Origin of the sequence: Stenotrophomonas sp. (genome assembly GCF_035634915.1) — a bacterium.
Classification (GTDB): Bacteria; Pseudomonadota; Gammaproteobacteria; order Xanthomonadales; family Xanthomonadaceae; genus Stenotrophomonas.
This window is the reverse complement of record NZ_DASQCB010000019.1, coordinates 57,609-74,511: the sequence shown is the minus strand read 5'-3', so window position 1 is coordinate 74,511 and position 16,903 is coordinate 57,609. Positions and strand designations below refer to the sequence as shown.

Genomic DNA, 16,903 nt, shown 5'->3' with positions numbered 1-16,903 from the left:
GATGATGCTTATGAAACTGCAACTGGCTCCGCTGGCAGCACTGATGTTGGCCGCAGCAGCCATTTCCCCGGCCGGTGTCTCGGCCGCCGGGCTTCCGGGAACGTCGACCACCCAGTGCGTGCCGGTAAGGATGGGATGGAACGTGGTGCACCAGCACTGCACGGTCACCCACACCCTGCCCGATGGCTCGGTCTACACCTCGGAGTACTGGATCGACCAGAACGGTACCTGGTACATCCCGGCTGACTGAGGCCGTCGGCCTCCGAGGCCCTCTCCAAAGCGCGTTCAGGAACTCTGACATAAGGAGTGTGCTCGATGCTGCACAGGAAGATGCTTGCAAGTTCGTTCGGCGCCGTGCTGGCGCTGGCGGCGATGGCCCCGGCAATCCCGGCGAATGCCGCCGAGGTGGTCGGATGGGAGGAAGAGTGCGTGCCCATCCGCATGGGAGGCCAGTACCACCAGGCCTGCACGGCCTACGTCATCTACGACGACGGCACGCGCGAGGTCAGCGACCACTACAACCGCGACGAAAACGGGATGATCTACGACCCCTGATCGCGCACCAGCCGGTTCGCCGGGCGGCCCCCGTGACCGCCCGGCGTTCGCCAGCCGCCCATCCCGGCACACCACCTCCGCCCGTTCCATGGCATGCTCCGTGAAACCGTTTTCATGGAATGGAGGGATTCCACGATGTTCCCGCGTCTTCGCCGGCCTGCACTCTGCGCACTGCTGGCCCTTGCTCTGCCCGTGGCTGCCTGGGCAGCCCAACCGCCCGCGCCGTTGAAAGTGATGTCGTTCAACGTACGCACCCCGGCCGATACCGAGCCCGGCAAGCGCTGGGACGACCGCCGCGATGCGATGGTCAAGGTCATCCTCGATGCACATCCGGCCGTGATCGGCACGCAGGAGCTGGTGCAGGAACAGGCGACCTACCTGGCCGCCCACCTGCCCGGCTACCGCTGGTTCGGCCAGGGCCGCCGTGGTGGCGAGGGCGACGAGCACATGGGTGTGTTCTACGACAGCAAGGTGCTGGCGATCGAGCAGTCGGGCGATTTCTGGCTGTCCGATACGCCGGACGTGCCAGGCAGCATCACCTGGGGCAACCTCTACCCGCGCATGGTCACGTGGGCACTGTTCCGCCGCCTCGACGATGGCCGTCGTTTCTATTTCATGGACACCCACCTGCCCTACCGCGACGAGGACGAGCCACGCCGCCTCAAGGGTGCTGAACTCATCGCCACGCGCCTGGGCACGCTGCCGGCCGACCTGCCGGTGGTGCTGACCGGTGATTTCAATACCGAGCCGGGCAGCGAGACCTACAAGGCCTTCACGCGCGTGCTGCAGGACACCCGCACCCAGGTGAAGGCACCGCAGGGCCCGCGCGAGACCTTCCACGATTTCACCGGCAAGGCCACCGTGCAGCTGGACTGGGTGCTGGTGCGCGGCTTCCACGCCCGCCGCTTCACCACCGATGACCGCCGCATCGGCGGCGTGCTGCCCTCGGACCACTTCCCGCTGGTGGTTGAACTGGACTGGCCGAAGCGCTGATCGACTGCAGGCATGACCTGCGTGCGGCCATCGTCAGGATGGCCGCCGCCCTCCCAGCAGGCGATACAGCGCCTGGTGCTGGTCACGGGCCTGGCAGATGCGTGCACCAATGGCCAGGAACAGGCCAATGCCGACCAGGCCCGGCCCAAGCATCGAATCCGGCAGGCGCAGGAAGCCGATGCCCACGGCCAGCACGGCCAGTACCAGCAACGCCACCACCGCTACGGACAGGCCCGCGCCCGGCAGCCCGGGGTCACCGAACAGCAGCCGCTGGGTTGATTGCTTGTCGTCATTCATTGCCGCCCCTCCTTGAAATCCGCCTATTAGTTACTACGGCGGGCGGCCGTTCCGGCAGAGTCAGAAGCGTCACTGCGGCAACGTGGCCAGACACAACACGGGGACGGATGCCTTCGCATCCGTCCCCGTGCGGGTACTGCAGGCCCGGGCCTACTGCACCTGAGCCACGCTCGTTGCCTGTGGCGACTGCCCCCAGCCGCCCAGTGCCTTGTAGACACCGACCACACTGACGTTGACTTCGGCCTCGGCCGCGGCCAGTGCATCGTCGGCGGCCAGCTGCGTGCGCTGCGCATCCAGCAGGGTCAGGAAGTCCTCCGAACCCTCGCGGAAGCGGATCTGCGCAAGCGATTCGGCACGCCGCGCCGCCTGCGCCTGCTCGACCACGATGGCCAGCCGCGCCTGCTGCTTGGCGTAGCGCGTCAGCGCGTTCTCGGTGTCTTCCAGCGCCAGCAGCACGGCCTGCTCGTACTGCGCGGCCACGCCTTCGGCCTCGGCCTTGCTGGCACGCAGGCGTGCGCGCACGGTGCCGAAGTCGAACGCGGCCCAGCTGATGGATGGGGTCAGCGACCAGGCCTTGTTGTTGCCGTTGACCAGGCCACTGGCATCGCCGCCGAGGAAGCCCACGAAACCGGACAGCGACAGCCGCGGGAACAGGTCGGCCGTGGCCACGCCGACACGCGCGGTGGCGGCAGCAAGGCGACGTTCGGCCACGCGCACATCGGCACGCTGGCGCAGCAGTTCGCGGGTGTCGCCCAGCGGCAGCGCCTTGGCAAACGCCGGCACGTCCTGCGGCGCCAGCATCGCGGTCAGCACTTCCGGGCGCTGGCCCAGCAGCACCGCCAGACGGTTGCGCGACTGTGCCTCGGACACTTCCAGCAGCGGGATATCGGCCTCGATCGCCTTCAGGCGGGCGCGGCTGCTCTGCACATCCAGTTCGCTGCCGGCACCCAGCTCCCAGCGTGCTTCGGTCAGTTTCTGCGTATCGCGCAGGTTTTCCAGCGTGTGCTGGGCCACCGCGATGCGTTTCTGGGTACCGCGCAGCTCGAAGTAGTTGCGTGCCACTTCGGCGGCGACCAGCACCTGCGCATCGGCCAGATTGGCCTGCTCGGCACCGAGATCGGCGCGTGCGGCTTCTGCAGCACGGCGCTTGCGGCCGAACAGATCCAGCTCCCAGCCCGCATCGAAGCCGAGCTGGTAGCTTTCACTGAACACCCGCTGCCCACCCAGCTGCGGATCGGGTTGCCTGCGGCGGTCGTAGCTGCCGTCAGCGGTGATGTGCGGGGCCTGGTCGAAGCGGCTTTCGACGAATACCGCGCGGGCCTGGCTGACGCGGGCCACGGCCACGCGCAGGTCCAGGTTCTCCGACAGTGCGCCGTGCACCAGTTCTTCCAGCACCGGATCATCGAACTGGGCCCACCAGCTGGCCACCGGCGAAGCGGTGGTGAACACCGCCTGCTGCGCGCCCTGCAGGACCACCGGCTCCTGCGCCGGGGCCGTGTAGTTGGGGCCGACGCTGACACACCCTGCCAGCACCAGGCTGGAGATGGCCACCGCCAACGTGCGGATCACCATGGCAGCACCTCGCCCAGGTAGGTGAAGCTGCCGCTGGCACCGGCTTCGCCGATCAGCGCCATTTCCACGCTGGAACGCGCGCCCTCGCTGATCTCGATCTCGCCGTTGCCACCGTTCATGTCGGTCTTCACGTAGCCGGGGTGCACGGTGTTGACCTTGATCGGCGTGTTGCGCAGCTCGTAGGCCAGGGCCAGCGTCCAGCTGTTCACCGCTGCCTTGGAGGCGTTGTAGGCGGGAACCTTGAAATCGTAGATGCCCGACGTCGGGTCGGCGTGCAGGGTCTGCGAGCCGAGCATGCTGGACACGTTGACGATGCGGCCGGACTTGGCCTGCTTGACCAGCGGCAGGAAGGCCTGGGTGACCGCGACCAGCGCGAACACGTTGGTGTCGAAGGTGCGGTGCCAGGTATCCAGCGACTGCTCGGACGGCGCCTGCGCCGGGTTCTCGATCATGATGCCGGCGTTGTTGACCAGGATGTCCAGGCGGCCGTGGCGCTGGCGCACCTGCTCGACGGCCTCGGCGATGCTGGCGGCATCGGTCACGTCCAGCTGGATGGCTTCCACCGGCAGGCCTTCGCCCTGCAGCAGCAATGCCTGCTCCACCGCGGTCTCGCGCTTGCGGCCGGCCAGCAGCGTGTGCACGCCGGCCTGGGCCAGCTGGCGCACGGTTTCCAGGCCGATGCCACGGGTGGCGCCGGTGACCAGCGCGATCTTGTTCTGATGGGTGTTCATGGATTCATGCCTTGGTTTGGGGGAAGCGGCCGCCGCTCGGGGCGGCGACCGCGGGAGTGCATGTCAGTGATGGAGGGTGGGATCGCCGTGCTGCACCAGCTGGCCACCGCCGTTGCGGGTGACGAACTTGCGCAGGGCCACGTAGAACACCGGGGTCAGGAACAGACCGAACAGGGTCACGCCCAGCATGCCGGCAAACACCGTGATGCCGGTGACAGAGCGCACTTCGGCGCCTGCACCGTGGGACAGCACCAGCGGCACGGTGCCGGCGATGAACGCGATGGAGGTCATCACGATCGGACGCAGACGCAGGCGGCAGGCTTCCAGCGCCGCTTCAACGATGCCCTTGCCGCCCATTTCCAGTTCTCGAGCGAACTCGACGATCAGGATCGCGTTCTTGCACGCCAGGCCCATCAGCACCACCAGGCCGACCTGCACGAACACGTTGTTGTCACCACCGGTCATCCACACGCCAAACAGGGCCGACAGCAGGGTCATCGGCACGATCAGGATCACCGCCAGCGGCAGCGACCAGCTTTCGTACAGCGCCGCCAGCACCAGGAAGGCCAGCATGATCGCCACCGGGAACACGATGAAGGCAGCCTTGCCCTGGGTGGCCTGCTGGTAGCTCAGGTCGGTCCATTCGGTGGTCATGCCCACCGGCAGCACCTTGCCGGCGATCTCGGTCAGCTTGTTCATCGCTTCGGCCGAGGACAGCAGGCGCGGATCGGCTTCACCGGCCAGGTCGGCGGCCGGGTAGCCGTTGAAGCGCAGCACCGGGTCCGGGCCGAAGGTCTGCTTGACGGTGACCATCGAACCGATCGGCACCATCTCGCCGCGATCATTGCGGGTACGCAGCTTGCCGATGTCTTCGACGCTCTCGCGGAACGGGCCATCGGCCTGGGCGATCACCTGCCAGGTACGACCGAACTGGTTGAAGTCGTTGACGTAGGCCGAACCCAGGTAGGTCTGCAGGGTGTCGAACAGCTCGGTGAGCTGCACGCCCTGGGCCTTGGCCTTGACGCGGTCCACTTCCGCATCCAGCTGCGGCACGTTGGCCTGGTAGCTGGTGATCGGGAAGGCCATGCCCGGGGTCTGCGCGACGGTGCCCTGCATCGCCTGCACGGCATTCTGCAACGCGCCGTAACCCAGGTTGCCACGGTCCTGGATGAACATCTGGTAGCCGTTGCCGTTGCCCAGGCCGAGGATCGGCGGCGGCATCATCGCGAAGGCGAAGCCTTCCTGCAGCCCGGCGATCTTCTGGTTGATCTCGGCATTGATCTGCGCAGCGGTACGGCCATGACGCTCGGCGAACGGCTTGAGCGGAATGAACGCCACGCCGGTGTTGGGCGTGTTGGTGAACTGCAGCGCGTTCAGGCCCGGGAACGAAATGGTGTGGGCAACGCCATCGGTTTCCTGGGCGATCCTGGCGACCTTGCGCAGCATTTCATCGGTACGGGCGATCGACGAGCCTTCCGGCAGCTTCACGCCGGCGATCAGGTACAGCTTGTCCTGGGTCGGGATGAAGCCCGGCGGCACCAGCTTGAAGATCATGCCGGTACCGACCAGCAGGATCGCGTAGACCACGAACACCGCACCACGACGGCCGAGGATCTTCGACACGCCACGCTCGTACTTTTCCGAACTGGACTTGAAGAAGCGGTTGAACGGACGGAACACCCAGCCGAACAGGCGGTCGATGATGCGCGTCGGCGCATCCTTGGCAGCGTCATGCGGCTTCAGCAGGCGCGCGGCCAGGGCCGGCGACAGGGTCAGCGAGTTGATCGCCGAGATCACCGTGGAAATGGCGATGGTGACCGCGAACTGCTTGTAGAACTGGCCGGTGACGCCGGACAGGAAGGCCATCGGCACGAACACGGCGCACAGCACCAGGGCGATCGCGATGATCGGGCCGGACACTTCGCGCATGGCCTGGTGGGCCGCTGCGAGTGGGGTGAGGCCTTCCTCGATGTTGCGTTCAACGTTTTCGACGACCACGATCGCATCGTCGACCACGATGCCGATCGCCAGCACCAGGCCGAACAGGCTCAGCGTGTTGATCGAGAAACCCAGCAGGTACAGCGCAGCGAAGGTACCCACCACCGACACCGGCACGGCGATCAGCGGAATGATCGAGGCACGCCAGGTCTGCAGGAACAGGATCACCACCAGCACCACCAGGGCGATGGCTTCGAGCAGGGTGGAGACCACGGCCTTGATCGAGTCACGCACGAAGATGGTGGTGTCATACACCGCTTCGTACTTCACGTCGGACGGCATGGTCTTCTGCATCTCGTCCATGGTGCCGATGACCGCATCACGGATTTCCAGCGCGTTGGCGCCCGGTGCCTGGAAGATGCCGATGCCCACGGCGTTCTTGCCGTCCAGCTGCGAGCGCAGGGTGTAGTCGCCGGCGCCCAGTTCCACGCGGGCCACATCGGACAGGCGCACGATCTCGCCATCGGTGCCGCTCTTGAGAACGATGTCGCCGAATTCCTTCTCGGACTTCAGGCGGCCCTGGGCATTGATCAGGGTCAGGAACTGGCTGTTGGGCAGCGGTTCCGCACCGAGCTGGCCGGCCGAGACCTGCACGTTCTGCTCGCGCATGGCGGCGACCACGTCGCTGGCGGTCAGGCCGCGCGAGGCCACCTTGTCCGGGTCCAGCCAGGCGCGCATGGCGTAGTCACCGCCACCGAAGATCTGCGCATCACCCACGCCCGGAATACGGGCCAGCGCGTCCTTGACGTGCAGGCGGGCGTAGTTGCGCAGGTACAGGGTGTCGTACTTGCCATTGGGCGAGGTCAGGTGCACCACCATCAGGAAGGTCGGCGACTGCTTCTGGGTGGTCACACCCTGCCGGCGCACGTCCTCGGGCAGACGCGCCTGCGCCTGTGCCACGCGGTTCTGCACCTTCACCGCCGCCGCGTCCGGGTCGGTGCCCGGGCGGAAGGTGACGGTCATCTGCAGCACGCCATCGGAGCCGGCCACCGACTTGAGGTACATCATGCCCTCGACGCCGTTGATCGCCTCTTCCAGCGGGGTGGCCACGGTTTCAGCGATGACCTTGGGGTTGGCGCCCGGGTAGACCGTGCGCACGACCACCGACGGCGGCACCACTTCGGGGTACTCGCCGATCGGCAGCAACGGGATCGAGATCAGGCCGGCGGCGAAGATCACGATCGACAGCACCGCCGCGAAGATCGGCCTGTCGATGAAGAAACGGGAAAAGTCCATGGAGGAATTCCTGGGAAATGCCGTCGACGGGCAACAGCCGCCCTGCCCCTCGTCAAAATGACGAAGGCAGGGAAGGCTGCCGCTGGCGCCGGCAGCTAAGCGGAAACGTGGATCAGGAGACGGCGGATCAGCGATTCAGGGCAGCGGTGGCATCGCGGCCCGGCGCAGGTGCCGGCGAGGGCTGCATCGCCACCGCCTTGGCCTGCACCGGCATGCCCGGCATGAAGACCTTCTGCACGCCGTCGATGATGACCTTGTCACCGGCGGCCAGGCCGTGTTCGACGATGCGCAGGCCTTCGGCGGTGCGGCCGAGCTGGATGTCGCGGCGCTGGGCCTTGCCATCCTTGTCCACCACGTACACGTACTTGCGGTCCTGGTCGGTCAGTACGGCCTTGTCGTCGATCAGCATGGCCTGGAACTGGCCGCTGCCGAGCAGCTGCACGCGGGCGAACAGGCCCGGGGTGAACTGGCGGTCGGCGTTGTCCAGCAGCGCGCGGACGCGGATGGTGCCGGTGCTGCGGGCCACCTGGTTGTCGAGGAAGTCGACCTTGCCGGTGTGCGGGTAACCCTCTTCACCGGACAGGCCGACCTTCACCGGCAGTTCGCTGTCACGCTCGCTCGGGCGTTCGCCCTTGCGGGCCATCTGGGCGTAGCGCAGGAAGGTGCTTTCGTCGGCATCGAAGTACACGAACACCGTGTCCAGCGAGACCAGCGTGGTCAGTACGCTGGCACTGTCGCCGGCGGTGACCAGGTTGCCGGCGGTGACCATCGCACGACCGGCACGGCCATCGATGGGCGCACGCACCTTGGTGAATTCCAGGTTGAGGCGGGCGGCATCCAGGGCGGCCTGCGCGGCCTGCACCGCGGCACCGGACTGGTCGGCCGCGGCGCGACGCTGTTCGGCGGTCTCGGTGGAGATGGCCTGCTGCTCGGACAGGCGCTTGGCCCGCTCCGATTCGCTGCGGGCCAGGCTGGCCTGGGTGCGGGCGCGGGCCAGTTCGGCGGCGGCGCGATCGTACTCGGCCTGGTAGCTGCGGGCGTCGATGGTGAACAGGACGGCGCCCTTCTTCACTTCTTCGCCTTCCACGTAGTTGACCTTGTCGATGTAGCCGGAGACGCGCGGGCGCAGCTCGACGCTCTGCACGGCCTCGACGCGGCCGCTGAATTCGTCCCACTGGCTGATCGGCTTGACCAGCACCGGGGCGGCGCTGACCTGCGGCGGCGGCGGCGCGCCGGCCTCTTCGGCATGGCCGCCACTGCAGGCGGCCAGCACCGCCGCTGCGAGGATCGACACGCCGGCCATTGCCAGGCGATGGCGGAAACGGTGTGGGGTGGTGTTGGGGGAAGTCATGGCATGCATCCGTACGGAAGGGGTGGTAGTACGTAGAAATCGAAGATCGGTGAATCGGCGGCGTAGCCTGCGACCTCAACGATGGTTGAGGTCAAGCAACGCCTGCGGTGTCGCGCCACAGCGGTGGCAGGTCGAGGTTCAACAGGCCGCGCGGCAGTTCCGCATCGCTGCTGTCGCAGCGGACGATGGCGCGGTTGTCGCGGCATCCATCCAGCAGGGACACCACGCGGCGACCGACCAGCAGCGAGCTGGGCCACTCGATGCAGGCATTGGCCGCATTGGCCGGGGTGCACACGGGGCTGCACACTTCCAGCATCTGCGCACGCACGCCCAGTGCCTGCGCTTCCTGGTGCACCACCTGCGCGTACATGCGCAGCGCTGCCGTGGTGATGGAGGTTTCGCCGTAGCCGGCCCAGGGCTTGGCGCCGGCGGGGCTGCCGATCATCACGTAGCGGCGGGCGTGCGGGTTGTCCTGCAGCAGCGGCAGCAGGTGGCGCACCGCGTGGGCGTGCGGCATCAGGTCGGCCTGCACGGCACCCAGCAGGGCGTCACCACTGCGGTCGATGACGCGGCCGCGGTTGTATGGGCCGCCCATGGCCGCGACCACGGCCGCCAGCGGGCGCGGACGCTGCGCCACGCGTTCGGCCAGTGCCCGCGCCGAGCCGTCGTCGCTGAGCGAACCCAGCATCGTCTGCAGGCCCGGCTCATCGGCGAACTGCTCGTGCAGTGCCGCCAGTCGGCCCGGGTCGCGCCCCACCACCAGAACCGGACTGCCGGCCTCCAGCAGGGCGCCGACCACGCCCTGGCCGACGGCACCGGTGCCGCCGAGGACCAGGACCTCGGGCGTCAGAATCCCATTCACGGGACATTTCCTCCCATATCCGGGATAGTCCCAATTCGACGCAGTCGGTCGCCCTGACGGGGGACCAGACGGATCGAACTGCCGCGCTGGCTACGGACCGGTGCGGTGAACTCCCGGAAATCCTTGTGTACCAAGGAACTGGGGCGGGCTTCGACGGTCATCGCCTGGTCCAGAGCGTTCTGGCCGGCACGCCGGAAGTGGGCAAGAATGTTGCGCAGGCTCATGGGGAATGGGCTCCATTTCACGAATGGCGCCACGATAGACCTCAAACCTTTACTTGATTAGTCCGGATTAAGGGGAATAATCATCCCGTCCCCGGTCCAATCGATCTGTCACGATTGTCCCATCCCCGCCGTCCAGGATCCCGACCATGTCCCACGATCTCAACGAGACGCTGATCTTCGTCAAGGTGGTCGAGCAAGGCAGCTTCATTGCCGCTGCCAAGTCGCTCGGCCTGCCCAAGACCACGGTCAGCCGCAAAGTGCAGGAGCTGGAAACGCGCCTGGGTGCGCGCCTGCTGCATCGGACCACGCGCCGCCTCGGCCTGACCGAAGCCGGTTCGATCTACCACGAGCATTGCCAGCGCATTGCACGCGAACTGGAAGAAGCCGAAAGCGCGGTGAGCCAACTGCAGTCCGGCCCGCGTGGCTGGCTGCGCTTCACCGTGCCCTACTCCATCGGCATCACCTGGATCGCGCCGCTGCTGGGCCAGTTCCATGCGCAATACCCGGAAATCCGCCTGGACATGCACCTGGGCAACGAAAAGCTGGACCTGATCGCAGGCGAAGCCGATCTCGCGCTGCGCGTGGGCGCCCTGCCCGATTCCAACCTGGTGGCGCGCAAGCTCGGCAGCCTGCGCACGCAGGTGTTCGCCAGCCCGGCCTATATCGAACGCTACGGCGAGCCGCTGCATCCGGAAGAACTGCAGTTCCACCGGATCCTGGCCATGCGCAAGCCGTACCACACCGGCAATTCGCCGCGCTTCACCTGGCAGCTGGGCGAGAACGGTGGCGAGCTGCGCGATTTCCCGGTGACGCCGCTGATGACCGCCAACGACATGTCTGCCTTGAACGGCGCGCTGGTGTGCGGCGAAGGCCTGCTGCTGACCGGCGACGTGATGGCCAAGCCGTTTGTCGAATCGGGCATGGTGCGCCGCGTGCTGGCCGGCTGGACCGGTCCGGAAGTGGACTTCAACGCCGTGTTCGCCGGCGGCCGCCTGGTCTCGCCGAAGGTGCGTGCCTTCGTCGATTTCCTGGTGGAGAAGCTCAACTTCGATGCCAACTACATGCTGGCGCAGTGCCCGGCGGCAAAGCTGGCACGGCAGCAGCAGGAGAAGGAAGACGCGGCGCTGGAAAGCAGCGGCAAGCGCATCCTCGAAAAGGTCACTGCGGCGGCGTGATCGACGCATCCACGCGTGGCGTGGATCTACTGCTCGACTGCTTTTGTAGAGTCGAGCATGGCTCGCCTCTACAGGTCGGAGAGCACATGCTCGACCAGCGCACGCAGCTTCGGCTCGGCCTGGCGGCGGCTCGGGTAGTACAGGAAAAAGCCCGCGAAACGCGGGCAATACGGCTCCAGCAGTGACACCAGTTCACCGCGTTGCAGCCACGGCCGCCAGGTCTCTTCCATGCCAATGGCAATGCCTGCGCCGGCCACCGCCAGCCGCGCCATCACGCCCATGTCGTTGCTGGTGATCTCCGGCTTTACATCAACACTGAACTCGCGGCCGCGCTCCTCGAATTCCCAGCGATACGGCGCCTTGCCCGGCGCACTGCGCCAGCCGATGCAGCGATGCCCGGCCAGATCGCGTGGATGCGCGGGCAGCGTGTGCTGGTCGCGGTACGACGGCGCGCACACCACCAGTTGCCGCTGCCGCGCCGATACGGGCACGGCAACCATGTCCTGGGCGATGACTTCGCCCAGGCGCACACCGGCATCGAAGCCCGCGCCGACGATGTCGAATTCCTCATCGCTCACCGTGATGTCCAGCTGCAGCGCGGGATGCTTTGCCGCGAAGCTGGCCAGCAACGGTCCGGCGAGGAAGGCTTCGGCAATGGAAGAAACGGCGAGCCGCAGCTGTCCAGACACCGCAGCCTGGCGCCGTTGGGTGGCCTCCAGTGCAGTATCCAGCTCGGCCAGCGCCGGGCGCACCGACGCCAGCAGCGCCTGCCCGGCATCTGTCAGATTGACGCTGCGCGTGGTGCGCAGGACCAGGGCGATGCCCAGCGCCTGTTCCAGCTTGCTGATCGTCTGGCTCACCGCCGAACGGGTCACGCCCAGCTGGTCGGCCGCACCGGTGAAGCTGCGGTACTCGGCCACCCGCTGGAACACGGCAAGGGCATTGAGATCAACAGACATTGGTTAGCAGTCCTTAACAGGCTGATCGGCAATCGCCATCTTATCGCGACAACGCGGGCGATCTACCGTGGCGATACCAGGTCCGAAGCGACCTTTCCAATCCCCCCAGGAGTCCTGCCATGAGCCTTTCCCGAACCATCCTCATCACCGGCGCGTCCAGCGGTATCGGCGCCGGCATTGCCCGCACGCTGGCCCAGCCGGGCGCACGCCTCGTGCTCGGCGCACGTCGCCTGGACCGCCTGCAGGCACTGGCCGACGAACTGCGCGGGCAAGGGGCGCAGGTGCTGGTGCAGGCGCTGGACGTGACCCAGCGCGCGCAGGTCGAAGCGTTTGCTGCCGCAGCGCTCGCCGAATTCGGCAGCATTGATGTGATCGTCAACAACGCCGGCGTCATGCCGCTCTCGCCGATGGCCTCGCTGAAGGTGGACGAGTGGGACCGGATGATCGACGTCAACATCCGCGGCGTGCTGCACGGCATCGCCGCCGTGCTGCCGCACATGCAGTCGCGTGGCCAGGGGCAGATCATCAATATCGCCTCGATCGGCGCGTTGTCGGTAGTGCCGACCGCAGCGGTGTACTGCGCGACCAAATACGCGGTGCGCGCGATTTCCGAGGGCCTGCGCCAGGAACACCGCGAACTGCGGGTGACCTGCATCCATCCAGGTGTTGTGGAAAGCGAGCTGGCGGACACCATCACCGACCCCATCGCCGCCGAGGCGATGGTGCAGTACCGCGCGATCGCACTGCAGCCGGATGCGATTGGCCGGGCGGTGGCGTTTGCGATCGAGCAGCCGGGCGATGTGGACGTGAACGAGATCGTGGTGCGGCCGACGGCGGCGGGGTGACGTGCCGCTGCTCTGGTAGGGGTCGAGCTTGCTCGACCGCTCCGCGCCCTGGTAGGGGTCGAGCTTGCTCAACCGCTCCGCGCCCTGGTAGGGGGCGAGCTTGCTCGACCGCTCCGCGCCCTGGCAGGGGTCGAGCTTGCTCGACCGCTCTGCGCCCTGGTAGGGGTCGAGCTTGCTCGACCGCTCTTTGTAGAGTCGAGCCATGCTCGACTGCCTGAAAGCTATAAAGGCCAGAGCGTGCCGACCAAGGTCGGCACCTACCCAAACGCAAAGCAGTCGAGCATGGCTCGACTCTACAAAGGCCAGAGCGTGCCCACCAAGGTCGGCACCTACCCAAATGCAAAGCAGTCGAGCATGGCTCGACTCGACCAAGGCCAGAGCGTACCGACCAAGGTCGGCACCTACCAGGAGCAGGACATGCGGCGGACGGCTTCACCGTGTGTCGCGCAAGGCTCGGCACCTAAAAAAAATGCCGCCCGCAAGGGCGGCATCTCTGTTTCGGCTTCGCCGGAACCATGACGCTGCGCGTTATTGCTTCAGCGGAATCACACGAATCTCCACGCGGCGGTTCTGCGCGCGGCCGGCGTCGGTGCTGTTGTCGGCAATCGGGTAGGCCTTGCCGGCACCCAAGGTCTCGATGCGTACCTGCTGCACGCCCTGGCCCACCAGGTACTGCGCCACTGAATCAGCACGTTCCTTCGACAGGCGGTTGTTCACCGCATCGCTGCCGATGCTGTCGGTGTGGCCCACCACTTCAATCATGGTCTGGTTGTATTCGTTCAAGGTGCTGGCAACACCATTGAGCGAGCTGTAGAACTGCGGCTTCAGCGCCGACTTGCCGAAATCGAAGGTGATGCCGTCCGGCAGGTTCAGGGTGATGTTGTCGCCCTGGCGCTGCACATCAATGCCGGTGTTGGCGGTGCGCTCACGCAGCGCGCGCTCCTGGCGGTCCTGGTAGTTGCCGATCGCCGCGCCGCTGAGTGCGCCGATGCCCGCGCCGATCAGCGCGTGCTGGCGGCGTTCGGTGGCGCTGTTGCCGGTCAGCAGGCCGGCGGCCACGCCCACGGCGGTACCGATCAGGGCGCCGCGACCGGTGCGGTTCTGCTGCTCGGTCGGGTTGCCGTACTGGTCACTCTGCACATAGGAGCCGCCGGTGGCGCACGCCGTCAGCGCGGCGGCAGTCATCAGGGCCAAAGCGACGTTGCGGGTGGTGTTGCGGATCATGGTGGTCTCCTTGGATGCCGGCCAGTGCGGCGTGCGAACGATCCGGAGGATATACAGCCCGGCGCGATGCCGGGATGATGGATGTGAAGGCCGGACGTGCTGCATTCAGCTTTCTGAGCCGGCCTTCATTCCCCACCTTTACTCCCCGCCTGTGCTCCGGTAAGCCGCCAGGGCGGCATCGCGGCCTGCCGCCAGGTCCACCAGCGGCGTGCGTGGATAGCCGGGGGCCTTGTCGGCCAGCAGCAGCGGATGCTGCCAGGGCGCAAAGCGCGCCTTCACCGGCAGCGAAGCCAGTTCCGGCACCCAGCGCGTGATGTAGCGCGCCTGTGGATCGAACTTCTCGGCCTGGGTGACCGGATTGAACACCCGGAAATACGGCGCTGCGTCGGCGCCGGTACCGGCCACCCACTGCCAGCCCATGGTGTTGTTGGCCAGGTCGGCATCGACCAGCGTGTCCCAGAACCAGCGCGCGCCATGCAACCAGTGCGCGCGCAGGTGCTTGCACAGGTAGCTGGCGACGATCATACGCACCCGGTTGTGCATGTAGCCGGTGTGCCACAGCTCGCGGAGGCCGGCATCGACGATCGGCACGCCGGTGTTGCCGCGCTGCCAGTCCTGCAGCTGCGCAGCGCTGGGATTGGCCCAGGGGAAGCGATCGAAGCGCGGATTGAGGTTCTCGTTGGGCGTCTTCGGGAAGTGGTGCAGCAGGTGATAGGCGAAATCTCGCCAACCGAGCTGGCGCAGGTAGCCGTCGATGTCGGCATCGGTGCCGGCGCTGCGCAGGCCTTCCAGCGCGTGCGCGATGCGCCACGGCGCGATCTCTCCGAAATGCAGGTGCGGCGACATCCGCGAGGTGCCTACCCGGTCCGGCAGGTCGCGTTGCTCGCGATAGCCGCGCAGGGCGCCATCCTCGAACACCGACAGGGCCTCCAGCGCACCGGCTTCGCCCGGTTGCCAGTGCTCCCAGAAGCCGGTGTCCCAGTCCAGCGTCGGCGCCAGCTGCAGCTCTTCCAGCGCGAGGCTCTGGACCTTGTGCTCCGGCAGTTTCTCCGGCGCGGTCTGCAGCGCGGGCAGGCGCCAGTGGCTGAGCACGTTGCGCCAGTACGGGGTGAACACCTTGTACGGCTGCCCCTGCTGGGTCTCGATGTCCCAGGGCTCGAACAACAGGCTGCCGTTGCAGCTCTGCGCGTCGATGCCCTGCTCGCGCAGCGTGCGCTTGATGGTGGCGTCGCGCGGCTGGGTGGCCGGCTCGTACTTGCGGTTCCAGTACACCGCCTCGGCGCCGGTTTCCTCGATCAGTGCCTGCAACGTGGCCAGGCTCTCGCCGCTGCGCAGCACCAGCGCCGAACCGCGTGCGCGCAGGTCGCCATCGAGTGCGGCCAACGAGCGATGGCGCCAGGCATCCGACGCCGCGCCGGGCGTCCACTCGCCCTCTTCCTGCGGCGCATGGATATAGACCGGAACCACGTCATGGCCGGCATCGAGCGCGGCCTGCAGGGCCGGATTGTCCTGCAGCCGCAGATCGCGGCGGAACCACACCAACGCTACCGACACGTGCATCGCCTTCGTTCTGGATGGCGCACATGATAGCCAGCCACGGTGAAGGCATTGCACGCGGGTCCGTCTGCTAGGCTGCCGGGTCCGTCACCGGAACAACCCCGCATGGATGACCTGCACGCTGCCTTCGCCCATTTCGGCCCCCTGCAGGCCCAGCACGAACAGGACTGGCAGGGCCCGTTCCCGCTGCCGCCGGTGCTGGCCCGCTTCTACGCGCAGGTCGGGCCGCTGGGGCGCGAGATCAACGCCAAGGTCGGCCATGCCGGCATCACTTTTCCCGGGCTTGAGGTATGGGTGCCGCCACTGCAGCGTCTATGGAGCTACCAGGCGGGGTATCGCTGGAATGGCGTGGACGGCGAGCCGATCGAAGACTGGCCCGCCAACTGGCTGGTCGTGGCCGACCTCGGCGCCGATCCCTTCATCCTCGACATGGACGATGGCCGTGTTCTGTTCGCACGGCATGGCTGCGGAAGCTGGGAGGCCGATACGTTCGTCGACGACCTGCCGACTCTTATGGCAGCCCTCGCCGCGGCCGGCACGGTGTATCTGCAAGCCGGCGATGATCTCTACAACGATGACGACGATGGCGGCATCCGCGCCGAGCACCAGGAAGCGGCCGTTCAGGCGGTGGCCCAGGTGCTGGGCGACCGCCTGCAGGCCGAGTCGTTCATCGAGACGTTGCAGGGGTGAATCCACGCATGGCGTGGATCTACTTTTCGAAGCGCTTCATCGCCTCGCTGATCAGCGCACGGGCTTCGGCGGCATTGCCCCAGCCATTGAGCTGCACCGGGTTGCGGCCGGCCGGCAGGTCCTTGTAGACCCGGAAGAACGCCTCGATGCGCTGCCGTTCGATCTCAGGCAGATCGGACAGGTCGCGGATGTTGGCGTAGGTCGGGTCGACCTTGTCGGCGGGCACGCCGATGACCTTCTCGTCGTGCTCGCCGCCATCGATCATCTTCAGATAACCGATCGGGCGGAAGCGCACGATCACGCCCGGATGCAGCGGTTCGCGGGTCAGCACCAGCGCATCCAGCGGATCGTTGTCACCGGCCAGCGTGCGCGGCATCGAGCCGTAGTTGGCCGGATAGGCCACCGGCATCGACTGGAAGCGGTCCACGTGTACGAGACCATCTTCCTTGATCTCGTACTTGGTGAAGCTGCCGGCCGGGATCTCCACCGCCAGGTTCACTTCGGCCGGGGCCTGCTTCGGCTGCGCGGCCAGGAACGGATGCAGCACGCTGTCGGCGGCGGTCACGGCACCGGCGACCAGCAACAGGGCTGCGCCAAGGGCGGCCAGCGGGGCGATGCGTCGCGTTGTGTTCAT

The 16,903-nt window shown here is 66.9% G+C and carries 18 protein-coding genes; 7 read left to right on the top strand and 11 right to left on the bottom strand.

The window, feature by feature from the left end:
- The first annotated feature begins 10 nt into the window (after nt 1–10).
- The 3 genes from VER16_RS15785 to VER16_RS15775 all read left to right on the top strand — a co-directional run bounded on the left by VER16_RS15785 (nt 11) and on the right by VER16_RS15775 (nt 1,548).
- Entirely contained in the window at nt 11–250 is a 240-nt protein-coding gene (locus VER16_RS15785) for a hypothetical protein (RefSeq protein ID WP_324809649.1), read from the top strand.
- A gap of 65 nt (nt 251–315) precedes the next feature.
- The gene (locus tag VER16_RS15780; RefSeq protein WP_324809648.1) at nt 316–555 is read left to right on the top strand and encodes a hypothetical protein; all 240 of its coding nucleotides are present in this window, start codon (nt 316–318) and stop codon (nt 553–555) included.
- Between the two features lie 135 nt (nt 556–690).
- Nucleotides 691–1,548, top strand: a complete 858-nt coding sequence (locus VER16_RS15775) for an endonuclease/exonuclease/phosphatase family protein (RefSeq protein ID WP_324809647.1) — start codon at nt 691–693, stop codon at nt 1,546–1,548.
- 33 nt (nt 1,549–1,581) lie between these two features.
- Here VER16_RS15775 and VER16_RS15770 read toward each other — a convergent pair whose 3' ends face one another.
- The 7 genes from VER16_RS15770 to VER16_RS15740 all read right to left on the bottom strand — a co-directional run bounded on the left by VER16_RS15770 (nt 1,582) and on the right by VER16_RS15740 (nt 9,819).
- Nucleotides 1,582–1,845 carry a hypothetical protein gene (locus VER16_RS15770; protein WP_324809646.1) on the bottom strand — a complete coding sequence of 88 codons (264 nt, stop codon included), beginning with the start codon at nt 1,843–1,845 and terminating at the stop codon, nt 1,582–1,584.
- 150 nt (nt 1,846–1,995) lie between these two features.
- Nucleotides 1,996–3,417 carry an efflux transporter outer membrane subunit gene (locus tag VER16_RS15765; RefSeq protein WP_324809645.1) on the bottom strand — a complete coding sequence of 474 codons (1,422 nt, stop codon included), beginning with the start codon at nt 3,415–3,417 and terminating at the stop codon, nt 1,996–1,998.
- Nucleotides 3,411–4,148 (bottom strand): SDR family oxidoreductase, encoded by a 738-nt coding sequence (locus VER16_RS15760; protein WP_324809644.1) that lies wholly within the window; start codon nt 4,146–4,148, stop codon nt 3,411–3,413. The genes VER16_RS15765 and VER16_RS15760 overlap by 7 nt, the downstream gene beginning before the upstream one ends.
- A gap of 63 nt (nt 4,149–4,211) precedes the next feature.
- Nucleotides 4,212–7,382 carry a multidrug efflux RND transporter permease subunit gene (locus VER16_RS15755; RefSeq protein ID WP_324809643.1) on the bottom strand — a complete coding sequence of 1,057 codons (3,171 nt, stop codon included), beginning with the start codon at nt 7,380–7,382 and terminating at the stop codon, nt 4,212–4,214.
- Nucleotides 7,383–7,509: 127 nt separating this feature from the next.
- Nucleotides 7,510–8,733 (bottom strand): efflux RND transporter periplasmic adaptor subunit, encoded by a 1,224-nt coding sequence (locus tag VER16_RS15750; protein WP_108764815.1) that lies wholly within the window; start codon nt 8,731–8,733, stop codon nt 7,510–7,512.
- Nucleotides 8,734–8,824: 91 nt separating this feature from the next.
- Nucleotides 8,825–9,595, bottom strand: coding sequence for an SDR family NAD(P)-dependent oxidoreductase (locus VER16_RS15745; RefSeq protein WP_324809642.1), 771 nt, complete (start codon nt 9,593–9,595; stop codon nt 8,825–8,827).
- The gene (locus tag VER16_RS15740; RefSeq protein ID WP_324809641.1) at nt 9,592–9,819 is read right to left on the bottom strand and encodes a hypothetical protein; all 228 of its coding nucleotides are present in this window, start codon (nt 9,817–9,819) and stop codon (nt 9,592–9,594) included. The genes VER16_RS15745 and VER16_RS15740 overlap by 4 nt, the downstream gene beginning before the upstream one ends.
- 146 nt (nt 9,820–9,965) lie before the next feature.
- Between VER16_RS15740 and VER16_RS15735 the strand changes: the two genes are divergently transcribed.
- Nucleotides 9,966–10,994, top strand: coding sequence for a LysR family transcriptional regulator (locus VER16_RS15735; protein ID WP_079221531.1), 1,029 nt, complete (start codon nt 9,966–9,968; stop codon nt 10,992–10,994).
- Between the two features lie 68 nt (nt 10,995–11,062).
- Here VER16_RS15735 and VER16_RS15730 read toward each other — a convergent pair whose 3' ends face one another.
- Complete coding sequence (locus VER16_RS15730) at nt 11,063–11,953, bottom strand: LysR family transcriptional regulator (RefSeq protein ID WP_324809640.1); 891 nt, start codon at nt 11,951–11,953, stop codon at nt 11,063–11,065.
- A 119-nt stretch (nt 11,954–12,072) separates the two neighbouring features.
- Between VER16_RS15730 and VER16_RS15725 the strand changes: the two genes are divergently transcribed.
- Entirely contained in the window at nt 12,073–12,798 is a 726-nt protein-coding gene (locus VER16_RS15725; protein ID WP_324809639.1) for an SDR family oxidoreductase, read from the top strand.
- 282 nt (nt 12,799–13,080) lie between these two features.
- Complete coding sequence (locus VER16_RS15720) at nt 13,081–13,317, top strand: hypothetical protein (protein ID WP_324809638.1); 237 nt, start codon at nt 13,081–13,083, stop codon at nt 13,315–13,317.
- A 9-nt stretch (nt 13,318–13,326) separates the two neighbouring features.
- Here the strand turns inward: VER16_RS15720 and VER16_RS15715 are convergent, their stop codons facing one another.
- Together VER16_RS15715 and VER16_RS15710 are read right to left on the bottom strand one after the other, a co-directional pair.
- Nucleotides 13,327–14,022, bottom strand: a complete 696-nt coding sequence (locus VER16_RS15715) for an OmpA family protein (protein WP_324809637.1) — start codon at nt 14,020–14,022, stop codon at nt 13,327–13,329.
- Nucleotides 14,023–14,160: 138 nt separating this feature from the next.
- Nucleotides 14,161–15,576: a deoxyribodipyrimidine photo-lyase gene (locus VER16_RS15710; protein ID WP_324809636.1), complete on the bottom strand. Its 1,416-nt coding sequence runs from the start codon at nt 15,574–15,576 to the stop codon at nt 14,161–14,163.
- A 108-nt stretch (nt 15,577–15,684) separates the two neighbouring features.
- Between VER16_RS15710 and VER16_RS15705 the strand changes: the two genes are divergently transcribed.
- Nucleotides 15,685–16,269, top strand: coding sequence for a hypothetical protein (locus VER16_RS15705; protein WP_324809635.1), 585 nt, complete (start codon nt 15,685–15,687; stop codon nt 16,267–16,269).
- A 19-nt stretch (nt 16,270–16,288) separates the two neighbouring features.
- Here VER16_RS15705 and VER16_RS15700 read toward each other — a convergent pair whose 3' ends face one another.
- Entirely contained in the window at nt 16,289–16,903 is a 615-nt protein-coding gene (locus VER16_RS15700) for an inorganic diphosphatase (RefSeq protein ID WP_324809634.1), read from the bottom strand.

Bases quoted from the DNA above. Each gene is read 5' to 3' on its own strand.
- VER16_RS15750 (WP_108764815.1), bottom strand. From the start codon at position 8,733: ATGACTTCCCCCAACACCACCCCACACCGTTTCCGCCATCGCCTGGCA.
- VER16_RS15740 (WP_324809641.1), bottom strand. From the start codon at position 9,819: ATGAGCCTGCGCAACATTCTTGCCCACTTCCGGCGTGCCGGCCAGAAC.
- VER16_RS15775 (WP_324809647.1), top strand. From the start codon at position 691: ATGTTCCCGCGTCTTCGCCGGCCTGCACTCTGCGCACTGCTGGCCCTT.
- VER16_RS15725 (WP_324809639.1), top strand. From the start codon at position 12,073: ATGAGCCTTTCCCGAACCATCCTCATCACCGGCGCGTCCAGCGGTATC.
- VER16_RS15705 (WP_324809635.1), top strand. From the start codon at position 15,685: ATGGATGACCTGCACGCTGCCTTCGCCCATTTCGGCCCCCTGCAGGCC.
- VER16_RS15720 (WP_324809638.1), top strand. From the start codon at position 13,081: ATGGCTCGACTCTACAAAGGCCAGAGCGTGCCCACCAAGGTCGGCACC.
- VER16_RS15755 (WP_324809643.1), bottom strand. From the start codon at position 7,382: ATGGACTTTTCCCGTTTCTTCATCGACAGGCCGATCTTCGCGGCGGTG.
- VER16_RS15700 (WP_324809634.1), bottom strand. From the start codon at position 16,903: ATGAACACAACGCGACGCATCGCCCCGCTGGCCGCCCTTGGCGCAGCC.
- VER16_RS15730 (WP_324809640.1), bottom strand. From the start codon at position 11,953: ATGTCTGTTGATCTCAATGCCCTTGCCGTGTTCCAGCGGGTGGCCGAG.
- VER16_RS15715 (WP_324809637.1), bottom strand. From the start codon at position 14,022: ATGATCCGCAACACCACCCGCAACGTCGCTTTGGCCCTGATGACTGCC.
- VER16_RS15760 (WP_324809644.1), bottom strand. From the start codon at position 4,148: ATGAACACCCATCAGAACAAGATCGCGCTGGTCACCGGCGCCACCCGT.
- VER16_RS15785 (WP_324809649.1), top strand. From the start codon at position 11: ATGAAACTGCAACTGGCTCCGCTGGCAGCACTGATGTTGGCCGCAGCA.
- VER16_RS15765 (WP_324809645.1), bottom strand. From the start codon at position 3,417: ATGGTGATCCGCACGTTGGCGGTGGCCATCTCCAGCCTGGTGCTGGCA.
- VER16_RS15780 (WP_324809648.1), top strand. From the start codon at position 316: ATGCTGCACAGGAAGATGCTTGCAAGTTCGTTCGGCGCCGTGCTGGCG.
- VER16_RS15770 (WP_324809646.1), bottom strand. From the start codon at position 1,845: ATGAATGACGACAAGCAATCAACCCAGCGGCTGCTGTTCGGTGACCCC.
- VER16_RS15735 (WP_079221531.1), top strand. From the start codon at position 9,966: ATGTCCCACGATCTCAACGAGACGCTGATCTTCGTCAAGGTGGTCGAG.